At 60.7% G+C, this 16,869-nt stretch carries 17 protein-coding genes; 11 read left to right on the top strand and 6 right to left on the bottom strand.

Annotated features, from left to right (window positions below):
• Positions 1-81: 81 nt before the first annotated feature.
• Positions 82-339 (bottom strand): multiple stress resistance protein BhsA, encoded by a 258-nt coding sequence (gene bhsA, locus WCL58_RS05800; protein ID WP_060421097.1) that lies wholly within the window; start codon positions 337-339, stop codon positions 82-84.
• Positions 340-515: 176 nt separating this feature from the next.
• Between bhsA and WCL58_RS05795 the strand changes: the two genes are divergently transcribed.
• Positions 516-1,160 (top strand): TetR/AcrR family transcriptional regulator, encoded by a 645-nt coding sequence (locus tag WCL58_RS05795; RefSeq protein WP_049201030.1) that lies wholly within the window; start codon positions 516-518, stop codon positions 1,158-1,160.
• 35 nt (positions 1,161-1,195) lie between these two features.
• Here WCL58_RS05795 and WCL58_RS05790 read toward each other — a convergent pair whose 3' ends face one another.
• The 4 genes from WCL58_RS05790 to WCL58_RS05775 all read right to left on the bottom strand — a co-directional run bounded on the left by WCL58_RS05790 (position 1,196) and on the right by WCL58_RS05775 (position 4,428).
• The gene (locus WCL58_RS05790; RefSeq protein ID WP_038880058.1) at positions 1,196-2,014 is read right to left on the bottom strand and encodes a MetQ/NlpA family ABC transporter substrate-binding protein; all 819 of its coding nucleotides are present in this window, start codon (positions 2,012-2,014) and stop codon (positions 1,196-1,198) included.
• A gap of 19 nt (positions 2,015-2,033) precedes the next feature.
• Positions 2,034-2,702 (bottom strand): methionine ABC transporter permease, encoded by a 669-nt coding sequence (locus WCL58_RS05785; protein ID WP_033637581.1) that lies wholly within the window; start codon positions 2,700-2,702, stop codon positions 2,034-2,036.
• Positions 2,695-3,720, bottom strand: a complete 1,026-nt coding sequence (locus WCL58_RS05780; RefSeq protein ID WP_033647004.1) for a methionine ABC transporter ATP-binding protein — start codon at positions 3,718-3,720, stop codon at positions 2,695-2,697. The genes WCL58_RS05785 and WCL58_RS05780 overlap by 8 nt, the downstream gene beginning before the upstream one ends.
• Positions 3,721-3,984: 264 nt before the next feature.
• A complete protein-coding gene (locus WCL58_RS05775) occupies positions 3,985-4,428 on the bottom strand; it encodes an acetyltransferase (RefSeq protein WP_015377088.1) in 444 nt (147 codons plus the stop codon).
• A 241-nt stretch (positions 4,429-4,669) separates the two neighbouring features.
• Here WCL58_RS05775 and WCL58_RS05770 point away from each other — a divergent pair, with 241 nt between their 5' ends.
• The 3 genes from WCL58_RS05770 to WCL58_RS05760 all read left to right on the top strand — a co-directional run bounded on the left by WCL58_RS05770 (position 4,670) and on the right by WCL58_RS05760 (position 7,366).
• A complete protein-coding gene (locus WCL58_RS05770; protein ID WP_089185669.1) occupies positions 4,670-5,542 on the top strand; it encodes an oxygenase MpaB family protein in 873 nt (290 codons plus the stop codon).
• 163 nt (positions 5,543-5,705) lie between these two features.
• The gene (locus WCL58_RS05765; protein ID WP_038880072.1) at positions 5,706-6,809 is read left to right on the top strand and encodes a suppressor of fused domain protein; all 1,104 of its coding nucleotides are present in this window, start codon (positions 5,706-5,708) and stop codon (positions 6,807-6,809) included.
• Between the two features lie 29 nt (positions 6,810-6,838).
• Positions 6,839-7,366: a cysteine hydrolase family protein gene (locus tag WCL58_RS05760; protein ID WP_336850712.1), complete on the top strand. Its 528-nt coding sequence runs from the start codon at positions 6,839-6,841 to the stop codon at positions 7,364-7,366.
• A gap of 33 nt (positions 7,367-7,399) precedes the next feature.
• Here WCL58_RS05760 and WCL58_RS05755 read toward each other — a convergent pair whose 3' ends face one another.
• Positions 7,400-8,275, bottom strand: a complete 876-nt coding sequence (locus WCL58_RS05755; protein ID WP_060421117.1) for an NAD(P)-dependent oxidoreductase — start codon at positions 8,273-8,275, stop codon at positions 7,400-7,402.
• A 290-nt stretch (positions 8,276-8,565) separates the two neighbouring features.
• Here WCL58_RS05755 and trpS point away from each other — a divergent pair, with 290 nt between their 5' ends.
• From trpS to WCL58_RS05720, 7 genes are all read left to right on the top strand, one after another.
• Positions 8,566-9,573: a tryptophan--tRNA ligase gene (trpS, locus tag WCL58_RS05750; protein ID WP_046686640.1), complete on the top strand. Its 1,008-nt coding sequence runs from the start codon at positions 8,566-8,568 to the stop codon at positions 9,571-9,573.
• 117 nt (positions 9,574-9,690) lie between these two features.
• Complete coding sequence (gene phnC, locus WCL58_RS05745; protein WP_041034041.1) at positions 9,691-10,524, top strand: phosphonate ABC transporter ATP-binding protein; 834 nt, start codon at positions 9,691-9,693, stop codon at positions 10,522-10,524.
• 41 nt (positions 10,525-10,565) lie between these two features.
• Entirely contained in the window at positions 10,566-11,498 is a 933-nt protein-coding gene (gene phnD / locus WCL58_RS05740) for a phosphonate ABC transporter substrate-binding protein (RefSeq protein WP_019454696.1), read from the top strand.
• A gap of 78 nt (positions 11,499-11,576) precedes the next feature.
• Positions 11,577-12,440 (top strand): phosphonate ABC transporter, permease protein PhnE, encoded by an 864-nt coding sequence (gene phnE, locus WCL58_RS05735; protein ID WP_019454695.1) that lies wholly within the window; start codon positions 11,577-11,579, stop codon positions 12,438-12,440.
• The gene (phnE, locus tag WCL58_RS05730) at positions 12,437-13,336 is read left to right on the top strand and encodes a phosphonate ABC transporter, permease protein PhnE (protein ID WP_033637591.1); all 900 of its coding nucleotides are present in this window, start codon (positions 12,437-12,439) and stop codon (positions 13,334-13,336) included. Before phnE (WCL58_RS05735) ends, phnE (WCL58_RS05730) begins: the two co-directional genes overlap by 4 nt.
• Positions 13,337-13,445: 109 nt before the next feature.
• A complete protein-coding gene (locus tag WCL58_RS05725) occupies positions 13,446-13,910 on the top strand; it encodes a DUF1456 family protein (protein ID WP_004939471.1) in 465 nt (154 codons plus the stop codon).
• Between the two features lie 176 nt (positions 13,911-14,086).
• Positions 14,087-16,654, top strand: a complete 2,568-nt coding sequence (locus WCL58_RS05720) for a putative mucin/carbohydrate-binding domain-containing protein (protein ID WP_336850710.1) — start codon at positions 14,087-14,089, stop codon at positions 16,652-16,654.
• Positions 16,655-16,869: the final 215 nt, after the last annotated feature.

Genomic DNA, 16,869 nt, shown 5'->3' with positions numbered 1-16,869 from the left:
TTTTAATGCTCGTTAATTAATTTTTTTTACGCCCTGGCGTTGTGAGCAAAAGAACAGGCAATCTGTTGGCTTAATGCGTTGTTATTGATAGATTTCTGCAGTGCCGTGCAGCTGGTTGTTACCGCCGGCGCCGATGATGCGGAAGGATTTTGCACCGGCCTGATCGGCTTTGGCTGCCAGGCTGCTTTCCAGCGAGGTCAGATCGGATGCGCCGCTGACGGTGATGACGCCCACTTTCTGCTGGTCAGCCGGTTGGCTCTGGACTAAATCGGCGGCGAAGCTGCCGAAGGAAACGCTGGCCAGAGTGAGAGCTGCTAAGGTTAATTTTAAGTTTTTCATGATGTTATTTCCTTTCCGATAACGGTGAATAGAGGGTTTTAATCCGCTTCGCTAATTTATCTTAACGATCGATAACTAAATGCTAATAGGTTCTCGACGAGGGCGCAATATTTTTTTATAATGATCGTTAAGTTATTTGTGCTAACCCTGCTGTGGAGCGGGATAGGAGAGGAACGATGAGCATCAATGAAACGGTCTGCGGCAAAAAAAGCCGTGGCAGACCGAAACAATTTGATCGCGACCGGGCGCTGGAAAGCGCGCTCGATCTGTTCTGGCGGCACGGTTATGAAGCTACCTCGCTGGCCGATCTGGTGGAAGTGACCGGCGCCAAGGCGCCAACGCTGTATGCGGAATTCGGCAACAAAGAAGGTATGTTCCGCGCGGCGGTGGAGCGCTATCTGCAGAAATATACGGTTTGCGCCAACCAAATGCTGGAGCAGGATCTGCCGGTGGCCGAGATCGTCGAGGCCTATGTGCGTTCTTCCGCCGAGGTGTTTACCGACCCCGACACGCCGTCAGGCTGCTTTATGGTGTGCGCCTCCGCCGCGCTGTCGTCGGCGTCCGATGACGTCGCCCAGATGCTTCGCAGGAAGCATCATGCGCAGGAAGCGGCGCTGAAGGCCTGCTTCGATCGCAAGGTGCAGCAGGGCGAACTGCTGGCGAAAACCGACACCGCGCTGCTGGCGAAATACGTGATTTGCACCATTGAAGGCATGTCGGTGCAGGCGCGTGAAGGGGCAAGCCGGAGCGATCTGCTGCGGTTGCTGGAGGCGTTGATGCTGGTGTGGCCGCGGCTCAGCCAGATTGGCAATAAGGTGTAACAACCGGCCCGGCTTTTACCGGGCCGTGTAACCCATTACTGATTGACCGGGATCACCGCACCCTGGTATTTCTCGCGGATAAAGTCCTGAATCGGTTTGGAGTGCAGTACCTTGACCAGCGCCACGATCTCCGGTTTGTTCACGTCGGCCTTGTGCACGGTGATGATGTTGGCGTACGGGTTGTTTTCGCCGCTTTCGACCGCGATCGGATCTTTGGTCGGATTCAGCCCGGCGTCGATGGCGTAGTTGGCGTTGATCACCACCGCGTCGCCTTCGTCGTTGTTGTACATTTGCGGCAGCAGCGCGCCCTCAACGTTGGCCTGGAACTTCAGGTGTTTCGGGTTTTCCACCACGTCGCTGATGCGCGCGTCCACTTTGCTCACCCCCGGCTTCAGCTTGATCACGCCTTCCCGTTCAAAAATAGACAGGATGCGGCCTTCTTCCGCCACCGCGTCGCGCATGATGATTTTGCCATTTTCCGGCAGATCTTTCAGGCTCTTGTACTTCTTCGAGTAGATGCCGATAGGCTCAATATGGATCGCGCCGGCGCTGACGAAGTCGTAGCTCTTGTCGTCGGCGTGGTCTTTCAGCACCGAGTTCAGGTAAGGCACGTGCTGGAAGTAGTTGGCGTCGATGTCGTGGCTGGCCAGCGCGGTGTTCGGCAGGATGTAGTCCTGGAAGCGCTTGATCTGCAGATCGATGCCTTCCTTCGCCAGTATCGGCTTGGCCTGTTCGAGGATCTCGGCGTGCGGCACGTTGGAGGCGCCGACCACCAGCTTGGTCGCTGCCGTGGCGCCAAAAGAGGCGAGGGTGGCGACGGAGGCGAAAGCCAACATCAGTAGGTGCTTTTTCATCATCGTTTTCCTTGGTTAATTAACGTTTATCGAGCGTTCTTGTCAGGGTGTCGCCGATGAACTGAATGACGAAAACGATCAGCAGAATCGTCAGCGTCGCCACCAGCGTCACGTCACTGTGGTTGCGTTGGAACCCTTCCAGATAGGCCAGGTTGCCCAGGCCACCGGCGCCGATCACCCCGGCCATCGCGGTGTAGCTCACCAGCGCGATCAGGGTGACGGTGATGCCGGAAACCAGCGCCGGCGAGCTCTCCGGCAGCAATACGCGGAAGATCAGGGTGCGGTTTTTGGCGCCCATCGAGCGCGCCGCCTCGATCACCCCTTTGTCGACCTCGCGTAGCGCGATCTCCACCAGCCGGGCGTAGAACGGCGCCGCGCCGACGATCAGCGCCGGCAGGGCCGCGTCCGCGCCGAGAATGGTGCCGATCAGCGATTTGGTGAACGGGATCAGCAGCACGATCAGAATGATGAACGGAATGGAGCGGAAGACGTTGACCAACACGGAGATCAGCGAGTAGACCGCCCGGTTCTGCCACAGCTGGCCCTTGGAGGTTAAAAACAGCAGCACGCCGAGCACGATGCCCAGCACCAGCGTGGCCAAACCGGCGATGCCGGTCATGTACAGCGTTTCCCAGGTGGCGTCCCACAGTTGATCCAGACGCAGGTGGGGGAACAGGGATTCAATCATGTTGGATAACCTCGACGGCGATGTCTCTTTCGTGCAGCAGGCTGAGCATGTCGGCGACTTGTTGTTCGTTGCCTTCGGCGTGGATGTACAGTTCGCCGAACGAACCGTTGAGGGTGTGGCTGATCTTGCCGTGCAGAATGTTGATGGTCAGGGCATAGCGCCGGATCACTTCAGAGATCACCGCCTGATGGGTTTGCACGCCCACGAAGGTCAGCTTGAAAATCGCCCCCGGCAGATGGGCGGTGAGCAGCGGGTTGAAGCTCTCTTCGGTATCCGCATACTGCGACACCTGTTTGACGAACTGCCGGGTGATCGGCTGCTGTGGTCGGGTGAACACGTCGAGCACCGGGCCTTCTTCGACGATGCGGCCGTTTTCCATCACCGCCACGCGGTGGCAGATTTTGCGCACCACGTGCATCTCGTGGGTGATCAGCACGATGGTCAATTTCAGCTGGCGGTTGATGTCCAGCAGCAGGTCGAGGATGGCGTCGGTGGTCTGCGGATCGAGCGCCGAGGTGGCCTCGTCACACAGCAGCACGCTCGGGTTATTGGCCAGCGCGCGGGCGATGCCGACGCGCTGTTTCTGGCCGCCGCTGAGCTGCGACGGGTAGGCGTCTTCGCGCCCCTGCAGGCCGACCAGCGCGATCAGTTCCGCCACGCGCGGCGCAATCTGCGCCTTGGGCACGCCGGCGATCTGCATGGAAAAAGCGATGTTTTGGCTGACGGTGCGCGACCACAGCAGGTTGAAGTGCTGAAACACCATGCTGATTTTCAGGCGCGCCTGGCGCAGGTGGCTGCCTTTGGCGCGGGCGATGTCGAAGCCGCCTACGTCAATGCGGCCGCTGGTGGGGGTCTCCAGGCCGTTAAGCAGGCGGATGAGCGTGCTTTTGCCGGCGCCGCTGTAGCCGATGATGCCGTAAATTTGCCCGGCCTCTACCGCCAGGCTGACGTTGTCTACCGCCACGACGCGGCCCTGTGTGCTGTCAAAAGTTTTGCAAACGTTCGAAAGAACGATCATAGCGAAGCGGATCCTTATCGATACTTCACAGCATTCCGTCCAGAGCGCGGTGCGCCGGACAGGGATCGTTCGGCTTTTCTGCGGGGCACAACCCGGCGGGGAGTGGCGGACGGAACCTCTGTTGCGGGTGAATACCGGGCAATCCTACCGAGGGTTTATAGTGACAGGAAGAATGTAAATTCTATTACTTATTCTGATTTGATATATAAAACGGCGGGTGAAACAGGGGGGAGAAAACCGGCCGCAGGGCGGCCGGCGGGAGGGCTAGCGTTTGTCCAGCTTCATGTGCAGCAGCGGGAACGGGTTGCCCTGGCCATCGAGCGGCGAGCGGCCGGTGATGACAAACCCGTAGTGGCGGTAGAAGCCGCTGGCCTGCGGATTTTGCTCGTTCACGTCCAGCTGCAGTTCATCGTGCAGCGTTTCCGCGTGGGTCAGCAGCGCTTTGCCCACCCCTTTGCCGCGCTGATCGGCGTCGATAAACAGCATCTCCACCTTGTTGCCGTTCAGGCCGATAAAACCGCAGGGATGCCCCGGCCGCTCTTCAGCCACCCAGACGTTAACCGCCGGCAGGTAGTCGTTCAGCACCAGCGGGAACAGCTGTGCGATGTTGTCTTCGGTTAAAAAATGGTGAGTGGCGCGCACCGAACGCAGCCAGATATCTGCCAATTGCGCGTTGTCTTCCGCCGCGCGTGCTCTGATGGTAATCATCGAACTCTCTGCTATCTAAGTTGAAGGAAAAAAACTAGATAGAGGTTTTGTGGGGTTAGTGCCGAATTAACGTGGGTTAACGCCCTGCAAAGCGCCTCTGCAGTGGATCGAATAGGCCCGCCTTTCTGCCAGCGGTATAACAACTGTAATTCAGTAAGTTAATGCTTTCAACCGCCGCAGGGCGCAATGGGGCGCCCGCCGCGTGATACACTGGCCGCTGAATGAGCGAGAGGGCAGCAGGATGGAAGCGGTACGCGCAGCGATAGAAAAACAGGTGCTCAGCCTGACCGGGCTGGCGCTCGGCGGCGTCGATTTTGAGAACCCACCGGGCGATCCGGGCTTGTTCGGCCCGCAGTCGGTCATCTGGCAGGTTCATCGCGATTTCACCCCGATGCTGTGCGGCGGCGTCAGCGCCTTGCTGCTGCAGATGCTGCACCCGCTGGCGCTGGCCGGGGTGTGGGATCACTCCAACTTTCGCGAAGATATGATTGGCCGCCTGCGCCGCACCAGCCAGTTCGTGTCGGTCACCACCTTCGGCCCGACCGCCGAGGCGGAGCGGCTGATTGCCAAAGTCAAAGCCATCCATCTGCGGGTGACCGGCGTCGGCCGCGACGGCACGCCTTATGCCGCCAGCGATCCGGCGCTGCTGACCTGGGTACACGTCGCGGAGAGCAGCCGTTTTCTGGCCAGCCACCTGCGCTACCGCAACCCCCATCTTTCCCGCGATTTGCAGGATCAATACTACCGCGAAGCGGCGCGCGTGGCCGCCGCGCTGGGGGCGACCGCAATTCCTCAGTCCTGCGCGGAGGTCGAAGAGTACCTGCAGGCGATGCGGCCGCAGCTGGTCTGCGATGAACGCACGCAAGAGGTGGCGCGCATTCTGCTGAAGGCGCCGGCGCCGAGCGCATTGGCGCGCCCGCTCGGCGGGGTGGTGATGCAGGCGGGCATCGATCTGTTACCCGATTGGGCGCAGCGGCAGTTCGGTTTTCATCCGGGCGCGCTGCGGCGGCGGCTGGTGCGAACGGGCGCCGCAGGCCTCGGCAAGGTGCTGGGCGCGTCGATGCGCAACGGCTCCTATCAGCGCGCGGTGCGGCGCATCACTCAGCCGTCATGAGCCACAGCCGCTATAATTAACCTTTGTTTATCTTCGTTTACGGACGCTTTTGAGACTTTTACGGGTGATCCGGCCAGTAATGCGTTTTACACTTGGGGGCAAAGCCACATTCCATTTTTGGCGCGCAGCCGATTCTGCCGCGCCCTGACCCTATTGAGGTGATATGAACGAGTCATACGTACTTGCTGAAGTCAGCAATGAGAACCAGACGCTGGTTGCGGTGGTTCAGCAAGATCACCGGGCAGCCTATTTTTATATCTATCCCGCCGAAGCCTACAGCGATCGCTATCAGGTGCGCGCCTGCTGGCTGCGCAACCTGGCCGCCGCGCCGCTGCAGGAAGATCGCGCCGCGCTGGAACAAGGGCAGCCGCCGATGCTGGCGGCGGAGTATTGCCGCAACCTGGAAGGCGAAGCGCCGCTGAACCCGGAAGGGCTGATGGTGGTGTGGAGCGAAAGCGACGACGGCGCGGCCCTGTGGTATTACGGCCAACTGCTGGCGGTGATCCCCGGCTGGAGTCTGTATATCGACCATTCGGTGTGCTATTCCGCCAGCTGCATCAAGGAGAGCCCGTTGGCTTATCCGCTCGGCTCGGCCTCGACCAACACGCAGTATGCGCAGGCGGAGAGCACCCGCCAGTTCTGGCGCAGCTGGCAGCGTGAAGAGGGCAATCCGTGGCCGAAGATGCAGCGCGATTTTCAGGCGCGCTATGAGCCGCATTTTGGCCCTTCGGTGAAGTACTACGCCATCGATCAGGGCAAGTGGCCACCGATGGCCATCACCCAGCACGAGCGTGACGGCATCTATTACTTCCTCACCATGGGGGTGAGCATCCGGCCGATGCCGTGGGTGGAGATCCTGTTCAACGACGAGGCTTCGCGCTATCGCCGCATGGAGATGGCGATCGCCATCGACAGCCAATACATGACCGAAGACAACGCGGTGCAGATGGCCAGTGCGCTGGCCGGTTTCGCGCACGCGCCGTGGGCGCGGCTGACCTGGATCGGCGAAGGGCATACGCTGGAGTCGGACGTGGCGCCGCTGGGCTACGAGGGTTATATTTTATCGTCGTCCTTCTATCCGCATAGTGCGCACCTGGCTCTGCCGCAGCAGTACGGCGATCCGGTGAACCTGTTCTGGGCCAGCCCGGTGTTTACCGCCGAGCGGCAGCTGGCGCACGCCACGCCGAACGGCGGGCACGATCTGGTGAATCGGCTGCGGGAGCAGGGCGTCGACCATATTTTCCGCCCGCGCCAGCCGGTGTGCTGACGCCACTTATCTTCTCTTCGGGAGCCGCCATGACCACCGCGCTGTTGATTATCGATGTGCAGGAAGGATTGTTTACGCCGCCGCCGGCGGATGCTGCGGGCACCGTTGCGCGCATCAATCAGCTGAGCGAGCGCGCCCGCCGGGCGGGCGTGCCGGTTGTCGTCATTCAGCACCACACGCCGGACGACGAGTTGCGGCACGGCAGCGCCGCCTGGCAAGCGCTCGCGGCGCTGAAGGTGGCGCCGGGCGATCATCGGGTGGATAAAACCACGCCGGACTCGTTCCTGCGCACCTCACTGGGCGCGTTACTGATCGCCAACGGTGTATCGCAGCTGGTGGTTTGTGGCTACTCCACGCCGTTTTGCATCGACACCACGGTGCGCAGCGCGGCGGCGCACGGTTATCCGGTGACGCTGGCGGCGGATGCCCACACCTGCCACGACAAACCCTATGCCGACGGTTTGCTGATCCGCACCCACCATAACGAGACGCTGTCGAATATCGAAAGCTTCGGCGTGCCGATCCGCGCCGTTCCCGCGGCGGACATCGTGTTCTGAGAACGGAAAAACGGGGGCCGAGGCCCCCGTTCGTTATTTCAGGCCCGCCCGCCGCGCCGCTACCTTGGCCAGCGCGGCCCAGTCCAGATCCGCATCCCCCTGCGCCATCGCGTCGAGGAAGTTGTCTTTCAGCACCCCGGCGAACGGCATCGGCGTATGGCTGTCGGCCCCGGCGGCCAGCGCCAGCCCGACGTCCTTCAGCCCCAGCGCCAGCCGGAATCCGGCGGGGGAATACTTCTCGGCGGCGATCAGCGCGCCATAGCCCTGATAGGCCGGGGCGGCGAAGACGGTGCTACTCAGCATCTGCAGGTAGTCGGCGCCGGACACGCCGTAGTTGCGCACCAGCGCGCTGCCTTCCGCCATCGCTTCAATGGCGCTGGCCAGCGTAAAGTTGGTGGCGATCTTGACGACGTTGGCCTGCGCCGGATCGGCGCCGAAGTGCCAGGTTTTCTGGCCGAGGGCATCGAACAGCGGCTGCGCTTGCTTCAGTAGCTCGCTATCGCCGGCCGCCAGAATATTCAGCTTGCCGGCGGCGGCCACGTCGACCCGTCCCAGCACCGGCGCGGCGAGATAGCCGATGCCGTGTTCCGCATGCAGCGCCGTCAAACGCTGGGCGAGTTCGACCGAGATGGTTGCCATGTTGATATGCAGCGCGCCCGGTTTCATCCGTTGCAGCAACCCGCTGTCGACCACCACCTGTTGCGTGGCGGCATCGTCGGCCAGCATGGTGATCAGCACGTCGGCATCGGCCAGCTGCTCCGGCCGTTCGGCCTGCTGCGCGCCGGCGCTCACCAGCGGCTGCGCCGCCTGCGGCGAGCGGTTCCATACCGTTAAGGCGAAGCCCGCCTGCAACAGGTTGGCCGCCATGGCGCTGCCCATCCCACCCAGTCCGGCAAATCCGATCTTCATCATGCGCTCCTTTTTCAGGTTGAAGGTTTTACCCTAGCGCGCCAGGCCAGGAACGCAAATGCCGGAGTGTAACGCCGTCTTACGCGCCGGCGGCGGGCTATTGACGCGCTGCCGCTGCGGGTATACCTTGATGGCATGAATATATCGTTGCACTCCACCCACAATCAGTCATGGTGGCGCCTCTTCTGAGGCGGCACGAGTATTCACATCTCTTTTTAATGCCGCCGGTTTGGCGGCATTATTTTTTGTGGCGTTGATCCGGCGGTCTACAGACCTTCAGGAGCACTGTCATGAGCTACACCATTCTTACCGGCGATCGCGCCACCGGCCCACTGCATTTAGGCCACTTCGTCGGCTCGCTGCGCCAGCGCGTCGAACTGCAGCACCAGCATAACCAAACGGTGATGGTGGCGGATCTGCAGGGCCTGACCGACAACGGCAACAACCCGCAAAAAATCAGCGCCAACGTGCTCAACGTCGTGGCCGACTATCTGGCGGTGGGCATTGATCCGCACAAGACCACGATCTGCCTGCAGTCGGCGCTGCCGGCGTTGGCCGAGCTGACGATGTACTACCTTAATCTGGTCAGCGTGGCGCGGCTGGAGCGCAACCCGACGGTGAAAAACGAAATCGCCGAGAAGGATTTCGCCCGCAGCCTGCCGGCCGGTTTTTTGATTTATCCGGTCAGCCAGGCGGCGGACATCACCGCCTTTGGCGCCACCCACGTGCCGGTCGGCGAGGATCAGCTGCCGATGCTGGAGCAAACCAATGAGATCGTGCGGCGTTTCAACCACATCGTCGGCCAACCGATATTAACGGAGTGCCAGCCGCTGTTGAGCAACGTCGGGCGTCTGCCGGGGCTGGACGGGCAGGGCAAGATGTCGAAATCGCGCGGCAACGCTATTCAGCTTGGCGCCGGCGCCGACGAGGTGCACAAGGCGGTGATGAGCATGTTCACCGATCCCGGCCATCTCAACGTCAGCGATCCCGGTCGAGTGGAAGGTAACATGGTGTTCACCTACCTGGACGCCTTCTGCGAAGACGCCGCACTGGTGGCGGATCTGAAGGCGCACTATCGGCGCGGCGGGTTGGGGGACGTGAAAATCAAACGGCTGCTGGAGGATTGCCTGCAGAGCTTGCTTGAGCCGATCCGCACCCGCCGCGCCGAATTCATCGCCGATAAAGGCGAGCTGACGCGCATCCTGCAGCACGGCACCCGCCGCGCGCATCAGGTCAGCCAACAGACGCTGCAACAGGTCAAGACGGCGCTGGGGCTGGACTTCTTCACCCTGGCGTGAGGCTAACGCCGGGGCGGCACGCGTCACGCCCCGGCCATAAAACGATCATCCCACTGTCATAAACTTATCCGTTAATAGGTGCCCATAATGATTAGCTACTGAAACCAGAGAAATCATATGGCTCAGGCACTGTTAAAATTGGCACAGCACGACTTTCCAGGGCAGCACGCCGCCGCATCCCGCAAAGTTTTATCGGTAAAGGGACTCGGCAAGGCCTACAAAGCGCAGCAGCGCGTGCTGGATGACATCAATTTCGATCTGCACGCCGGCGAATTCGTGGCGGTGATCGGCCGTTCCGGCGCGGGCAAGTCCACGCTGCTGCACACCCTGAACGGCACCATTCCTTCCAGCTGCGGCGAGATGCTGCACTTCGAAGACGATGGCGTGGCGCAGGATATCGCTCAGCTGGCCGGCCGCCAGATGCGCCAGTGGCGCGCGCGCTGCGGCATGATCTTCCAGGACTTCTGCCTGGTGCCGCGGCTGGACGTGATGACCAACGTGCTGCTGGGCCGTCTGAGCCACACTTCCACTCTGAAATCCTTCTTCAAACTGTTCGATGACGCCGACCGCGCTCGCGCCATCGAGCTGTTGCAGTGGCTCAACATGCTGCCGCACGCGCTGCAGCGCGCCGAGAACCTCTCCGGCGGCCAAATGCAGCGCGTCGCCATCTGCCGCGCGCTGATGCAAAACCCGCAAATCCTGCTGGCCGATGAGCCGGTCGCGTCGCTCGATCCGAAAAACACCCGCCGCATCATGGACGCGCTGCAGAAAATCAGCGAAGACGGCATCGCGGTGATGGTGAACCTGCACTCGGTCGAACTGGTGAAAGAGTATTGCTCGCGGGTGATCGGCATCGCCCACGGGAAGATCGTGTTTGACGGGCATCCTTCGCAACTGAACGAACGGATCCTGCACCAGCTGTATGGCGAAGAAGCCAATCAGATCCATTGAAGCACTTTTGACCTTTACCCTTTACACACAAGGCACACCTAATGAAAAAAGTATTGAGTCTGACCACCCTGATGGCCGGCGCGATGATGGTATTTAATGCTGCCGCAGCGGATGCGCCGAAAGAGCTGAACCTGGGCATTCTCGGCGGCCAGAACGCCACCCAGCAGATCGGCGATAACCAGTGCGTGAAGCAGTTTCTGGATAAAGAGCTGAACGTCGATACCAAGCTGCGCAACTCGTCCGACTATTCCGGCGTGATCCAGGGCCTGCTGGGCGGCAAGATTGACCTGGTGCTGAGCATGTCGCCGTCGTCGTTCGCTTCGGTCTACATCAAGGATCCGAAAGCGGTGGACATCGTCGGCATCGCGGTTGACGACGTCGACCAGTCGCGCGGCTACCACTCGGTGGTGGTGGTGAAGGCCGGTAGCCCGTACCAGAAACTGGAAGACCTGAAAGGCAAGGCCATCGGCTTCGCCGATCCGGATTCCACCTCCGGCTTCCTGATCCCGAACCAGGCGTTTAAAAAGCTGTTCGGCGGCACGGTCGACAACAAATACAACAACACCTTCTCCAGCGTCACCTTCTCCGGCGGCCACGAGCAGGACATTCTCGGCGTGTTGAACGGCCAGTTCGAAGGCGCAGTGACCTGGGCGTCGATGATCGGCGACTACAACACCGGCTACACCAGCGGCGCGTTCACCCGCATGATCCGCATGGATCACCCTGACCTGATGAAACAGATCCGCATCATCTGGCAGTCGCCGCTGATCCCGAACGGCCCGATCCTGGTGAGCAACTCGCTGCCGGCCGACTTCAAGGCCAAAGTGGTCACCGCGATCAAGAAGCTGGATAAAGACGATCACCAGTGCTTTATCAAAGCGATGGGCGGCAAACAGCACATCGGCGACACCACCCTGGCGGAATACCAGAACATCATCGATATGAAGCGCGAGCTGACCAAAGGCGACCGTTAATTCCCGGCTGCCTCGGCCGTCCGAATGAAGGGGTTCAGCGTGCTGAACCCCTTGTTCCATAAAGATGGAAGACCTCTTTTGAATACCGATTTCGCACACTATTACCAACGGATCCGCAGCAAGCAAAAGCGCGAAGCGCTGCTGTGGTCGCTCGGGCTGGTGGTGCTGTACCTGGGCGCCGGCAACCTCGCCGAGTTCAACCTGCACACCGTCTGGGTGTCTATTCCGCACTTCTTCGACTACCTGGCCGAAACCATTCCGACGCTGCATTGGCATTTACTGTTCGCCGACGGGCGCACCGAGGGCTCGCTGGCCTACTGGGGTTACCGCCTGAATATCCAGCTGCCGCTGATCTGGGAGACCCTGCAGTTGGCGCTGGCGGCGACCATTTTCTCGGTGCTGGTGGCGACCGTGCTGGCGTTTCTGGCGGCCGGCAACACCTATACCCCGGCCTCGGTGCGGCTGGCGATCCGCACGCTGGTGGCGTTTTTGCGCACCATGCCGGAGCTGGCGTGGGCGGTGATGTTCGTGATGGCGTTCGGCATCGGCGCCATTCCCGGCTTCCTGGCGCTGGCGCTGCACACCATCGGCAGCCTGACCAAGCTGTTCTACGAATCGATAGAAACCGCCTCCAACAAACCGGTGCGCGGGCTGGCGGCCTGCGGCGCCACGCCGCTGCAGCGCATGCGCTTCGGCCTGTGGCCGCAGGTGAAGCCGGTGTTTCTCTCCTACAGCTTCATGCGGCTGGAGATCAACTTCCGTCAGTCGACCATTTTGGGGCTGGTGGGCGCGGGCGGCATCGGCCAGGAGCTGATGACCAACATTAAACTCGACCGCTACGATCAGGTCAGCATGACGCTGCTGTTGATCATCGTGGTGGTTTCCGTGCTCGACTACGTGTCGGGCGAGCTGCGTAAGCGCGTGGTGGAGGGGGCAAAATGATAGCGGGCACTCCGGCGTCGGCGGAAACGCTGCGCCAGTTGAAACAACAGCATCCGGCGATCTTCGCGCAGCAGGGGCGCTACCTGCGCACCGTCGGCCTGATCGCGCTGGCGATCGTGCTGTACTATGTGTTCTTCTTCCTGGTCTTCGGCATTACCTGGCCGCAGTTTATCAACGGCTGCCAGCAGCTGGGGCGCTATTTCCTGCGCATGTTCGTCTGGCACGACTTCGTCAACTGGCCGTTCATGTACTACTTCCAGCAGATCGGCATCACCATCGCCATCGTGTTCGCCGGCACCATCACCGCGTCGCTGATCGCGCTGCCGCTGTCGTTCTTCGCCGCGCGCAACGTGATGTCGACGCCGCTGCTGCGGCCGATCTCCGTGCTGGTGCGCCGCTTGCTGGACGTGCTGCGCGGTATCGACATGGCGATCTGGGGGCTGATCTTCGTGCGCGCCGTCGGCATGGGGCCGCTGGCCGGGGTGTTGGCGATCGTGATGCAGGACGTCGGGCTGCTGGGCAAACTGTACGCCGAAGGGCACGAGGCGGTGGACAAGTCCCCCAGCCGCGGCCTGACGGCGGTGGGCGCCAACGGGTTGCAGAAGCACCGCTACGGCATCTTCACCCAATCGTTCCCCACCTTCCTGGCGCTCAGCCTGTACCAGATCGAGTCCAACACTCGCTCTGCGGCGGTGCTGGGCTTCGTCGGCGCCGGCGGCATCGGCCTGGTGTACGCGGAAAACATGCGGCTGTGGAACTGGGACGTGGTGATGTTCATCACCCTGATTCTGGTGGTGGTGGTGATGATCATGGATAAGGTCTCGTCGATGCTGCGCAACAAGTACATCATCGGCGAAGACATCCCGCTGTATCAGCAAAAAAGCCAAATCGATTGAGAAACCCCTTGCCGATCCCTATACTGCCGCACATTCAAGGTGTGTGGCAGTCATTTCGTTTCGCAATGTGCGCACGTCCCCGTTAGACAAGTAAAGGCAATGCAATCCCATGATGAACAACGACGTGCTGCGCAGCGTGCGCTATATGCTGAGCATTAACAACGCCAAAATGGTCGAGATTATCAAACTGGACGATTTCGAGGTGGCGGTGTCGGCGATGGACGCTTACGTGATCAAAGAAGGCGAGCCGGGCTACGAGAAGTGCCCGGACGAAGTGATGGCGCACTTCCTCAACGGCCTGGTGTTCTTCAAACGCGGCAAGGACGACAAGTTCCCGGCGCCGGCGGTTGAGCTGCCGATCACCAATAACCTGGTGCTGAAAAAGCTGCGCGTGGCGTTCGAGCTGAAAGACACCGACATGCACCAGATCTTCACCGCGGTGGACTTCCGCATCTCCAAGCCGGAGCTGAGCGCGCTGTTCCGCAAAGAAGGCACCAAGAACTACCGCCCATGCGGCGATCAGATGCTGCGCTACTTCCTCAAGGGGCTGGCGCAACGCGTTCGCGGCGAGTAACGCGCAGCGTTCACCGAGCCTCAGGCGCAATCGCAAGGTTGCGCCTTTTTTATTGCCGCTCTCCCGCCCGCCGTTGTTGTACAGGCCCTCAGCCATCCGCCATCGATGGTGGGCGGGCCGCCCCCCGGTTACTTTCTCATGGTCAATTCAATCACCCAAACCATGAGGAAAGCAGGATGCCAACCATCACGAAAACCCAATCACTTTACACGTTGACCCGGCCGGTCTGGCTGGATGCGGCAGGCATGAGCAAAGGTATCGATCACGATCGCCAGCACCTGGGCATCATTCTCGCCGCCGGGCAGGTGCTGCGAGTGCGGCAGACCAACGCGGCGTTTACCGGCAAGCTCACGCTGCGCTTGCTGAATGACGACAGCAAAACGGAGGCTGAATTCAGCCTCGGCGCGAGCTGGGTCGAGGCCCAGGTCAATGCCGTCTCGGTGCCGTTTATCGATACGCCGTACGGGCAGGGCGAACCGGCGCTGGAGTTCGAGTATCCGGACACGGCGAAAGCGCTGCCGGTTTATCGCCGCGGCGAAAACGAAGCCGCATTCTTCGCCCGCTGGGACGATCGGGACGCCGAGTTTGCGCTGGTCGATGCGGAATACGCGGTGTTGCTGGTGCCGAAAATCAGTAAACCGGCGCTGAAGTCGCTGGGTGAAGCGAAAAACATCGACGGGCTGATCGCCTACTATGACCGCATTTTCACCTTCTACAATGCGCTGACCGGCGTCTCGTTCGAGGCTGAACACGAATCCGATCGCAATATTCGCAACCGCTACTTTATGAAGGCCGATAAACACGGCGCCGGCGCCGCGTATTACGGCGGCCGCTGGACGGCGGAAACCAGCAACTCGGTCAGCAGCTTCTGGCTGACGCCGAAAGACAGCAACTGGGGCAGCCTGCATGAGATCGCGCACGGCTATCAGGGGCACTTTATGGGCGACAAATATTTCTCCACCGGTGAGATGTGGAACAATATTTACGCCGCTTGCTATCAGGACGTGATGCTGGGAGAGCGCAAATACCAGGAAGGGTGGCTGTATAACTACGGCAACGCGACTGGCGTCGAGAAGAAAATCGTCGATCTGATCGCTCAGGGTACGCCGCTCAACCAGTGGGATCTGCGCTCCAAGCTGTTCTTCGCGATGCTGATGGTCGACAAGGCAGGCAAGAACGCCTTCACGCACTTTAACCAGCAGTATCGCCAAAGCTGCAATACGCCGGGCTTCGTGCCGTCCGAACATGCCTTGCTGGACCTGCTGTCGGCAAGCTTCGCCGCGGCCGGCGAGCAAATCGACGTGACGCCGTTCGTCGAGCTGACCGGCGGCGTGATCACCCAAACGCAGCGCGATCTCAACGCGTACAGCCACGCCAAGGCGGTATACCCGCTGTATCAACTGGTGGATGCGCAGAGTTTGCCGGCGGTGCAGGCACAGCTGAAGCTGGATTCCTCCCTGCGCCTGGTCGATTCCTCTCAGCTCAAGGCGAGCGGCCTGAAAGGCGATGTCGCCCTGAGTCTGGATATCGATGACTTTGCGCAGATCTACGGTGAGGAGCTTGTGCTGATGGAAGGGGCGCGCTATGCCCACAAGGTCCGTATCGACGCGCCGACCCTGACCCTGGCTGGGTTGCCGATCGGCGTGTACACCCTGCGGTTGCCGACCGGTAAAGATCGCAAATACCGGCCGACGGCGGGTTACCTGACGGTGAAACAGGGGAAAAACGCGGTGACGCTTCGCTTCGAGCGCAAAGCCGCTTCGCCGATCGTGTCGCAGGAGATCAATCTGTTGGGCCTGAGCGATGCGGTCTTCGCCACCGTGGTCGTCGATCGCGCCAAAGGGGCGGTGGTGGTTGACGTGACCAGCACCACGCCGCACGCCTACTTCCCGGGTGAAACCTATGCCCGGGTGACGCTACGCGATCGGCAGGGTGCGGTGCGGTTCAGCAAAGAGGTTCAGGGCACTCAGGCTACGTTAAGTCATGACGAGCTGCCGTTTGCCGAGGGTGATGACATCGAGATTTATCATGTGGAGCCGAGCCGGGTGCGTTTGAATCCGGCGGCGGCCGGCGTCATCGATAACAAAAACAAAACCAACGTGCTGCGTATCGAAACCAGCGGGCTGAAAAACCCGGCGCTTTCCGGCGAGCCCGAGCAGGCGCTGCTGATGCGCCTGGAACAGGCGGCGCAGCGTTTGCGCCGGCTGCTGCCGGCCTACTACGCGCCATCGTCGTCGTTCAAGGACGATATTTATCTGGCGATCGGCGCCTTTGCCGAGCCGCAGCGCGAGCCGCTGTTGGCGACCTATCGGGATTGCCTGCCGGCCGACAATACGCCGCCGGGCGCTAACGTCGGCAATGCGTTTACCGTGGCCGGCAAAGGGATTGGCGATCGCCAGTTTCTGACCTGCGCCGTCGATCTGGTGAAGAAAACCGTGACCGTGACGCTGGCGGCGGGGATTGCTCACCACTACTTTACCGACAGCTACGCCTTCCTCAGCGTGACGGATGCGGACGGTAATACCTTGCTCAGCTACGACGTCATCGGCAGCCAAAATCAACAGGCTAAAACCTGGGTGCTGCCGCTGTCAGGCTACGGCGGTGAGGTGATCCATCTGCGGCATGAAGAGCCGGACAACCGTCTGACGATCGTCAACGAGATGCAGCATGTGCGACTGGCGGAGAAGGGCAAGCAACAGACCTACTGCATTACGCCGGTCGGTTTAAAACGCATTAAGGATTGATCCCCATCGGCCTCCCGGGGCGGCGAGTGTCGTCGCCCCGATTTTCCTCTGCATCATCCCCTTATTGCACTCTTTTTGTTCTCCCGCTGCGCGCCGCTGGTGCAGGCCGTTCACCCTCGCCGTCATAAGTTTTAATTATAATTTATTGAAATCATGAGATTAAAAATTGGCACGCCGGTTGCTCTGTTGAATCCCATCTTGTGTACCAGATGGAA

Source organism: Serratia sp. TMDUHS_CL, assembly GCF_037137105.1.
Lineage (GTDB): Bacteria > Pseudomonadota > Gammaproteobacteria > Enterobacterales > Enterobacteriaceae > Serratia > Serratia nevei.
Note: the sequence above shows the minus strand (reverse complement) of the source record. Positions and strands in the feature narration are given on the sequence as shown.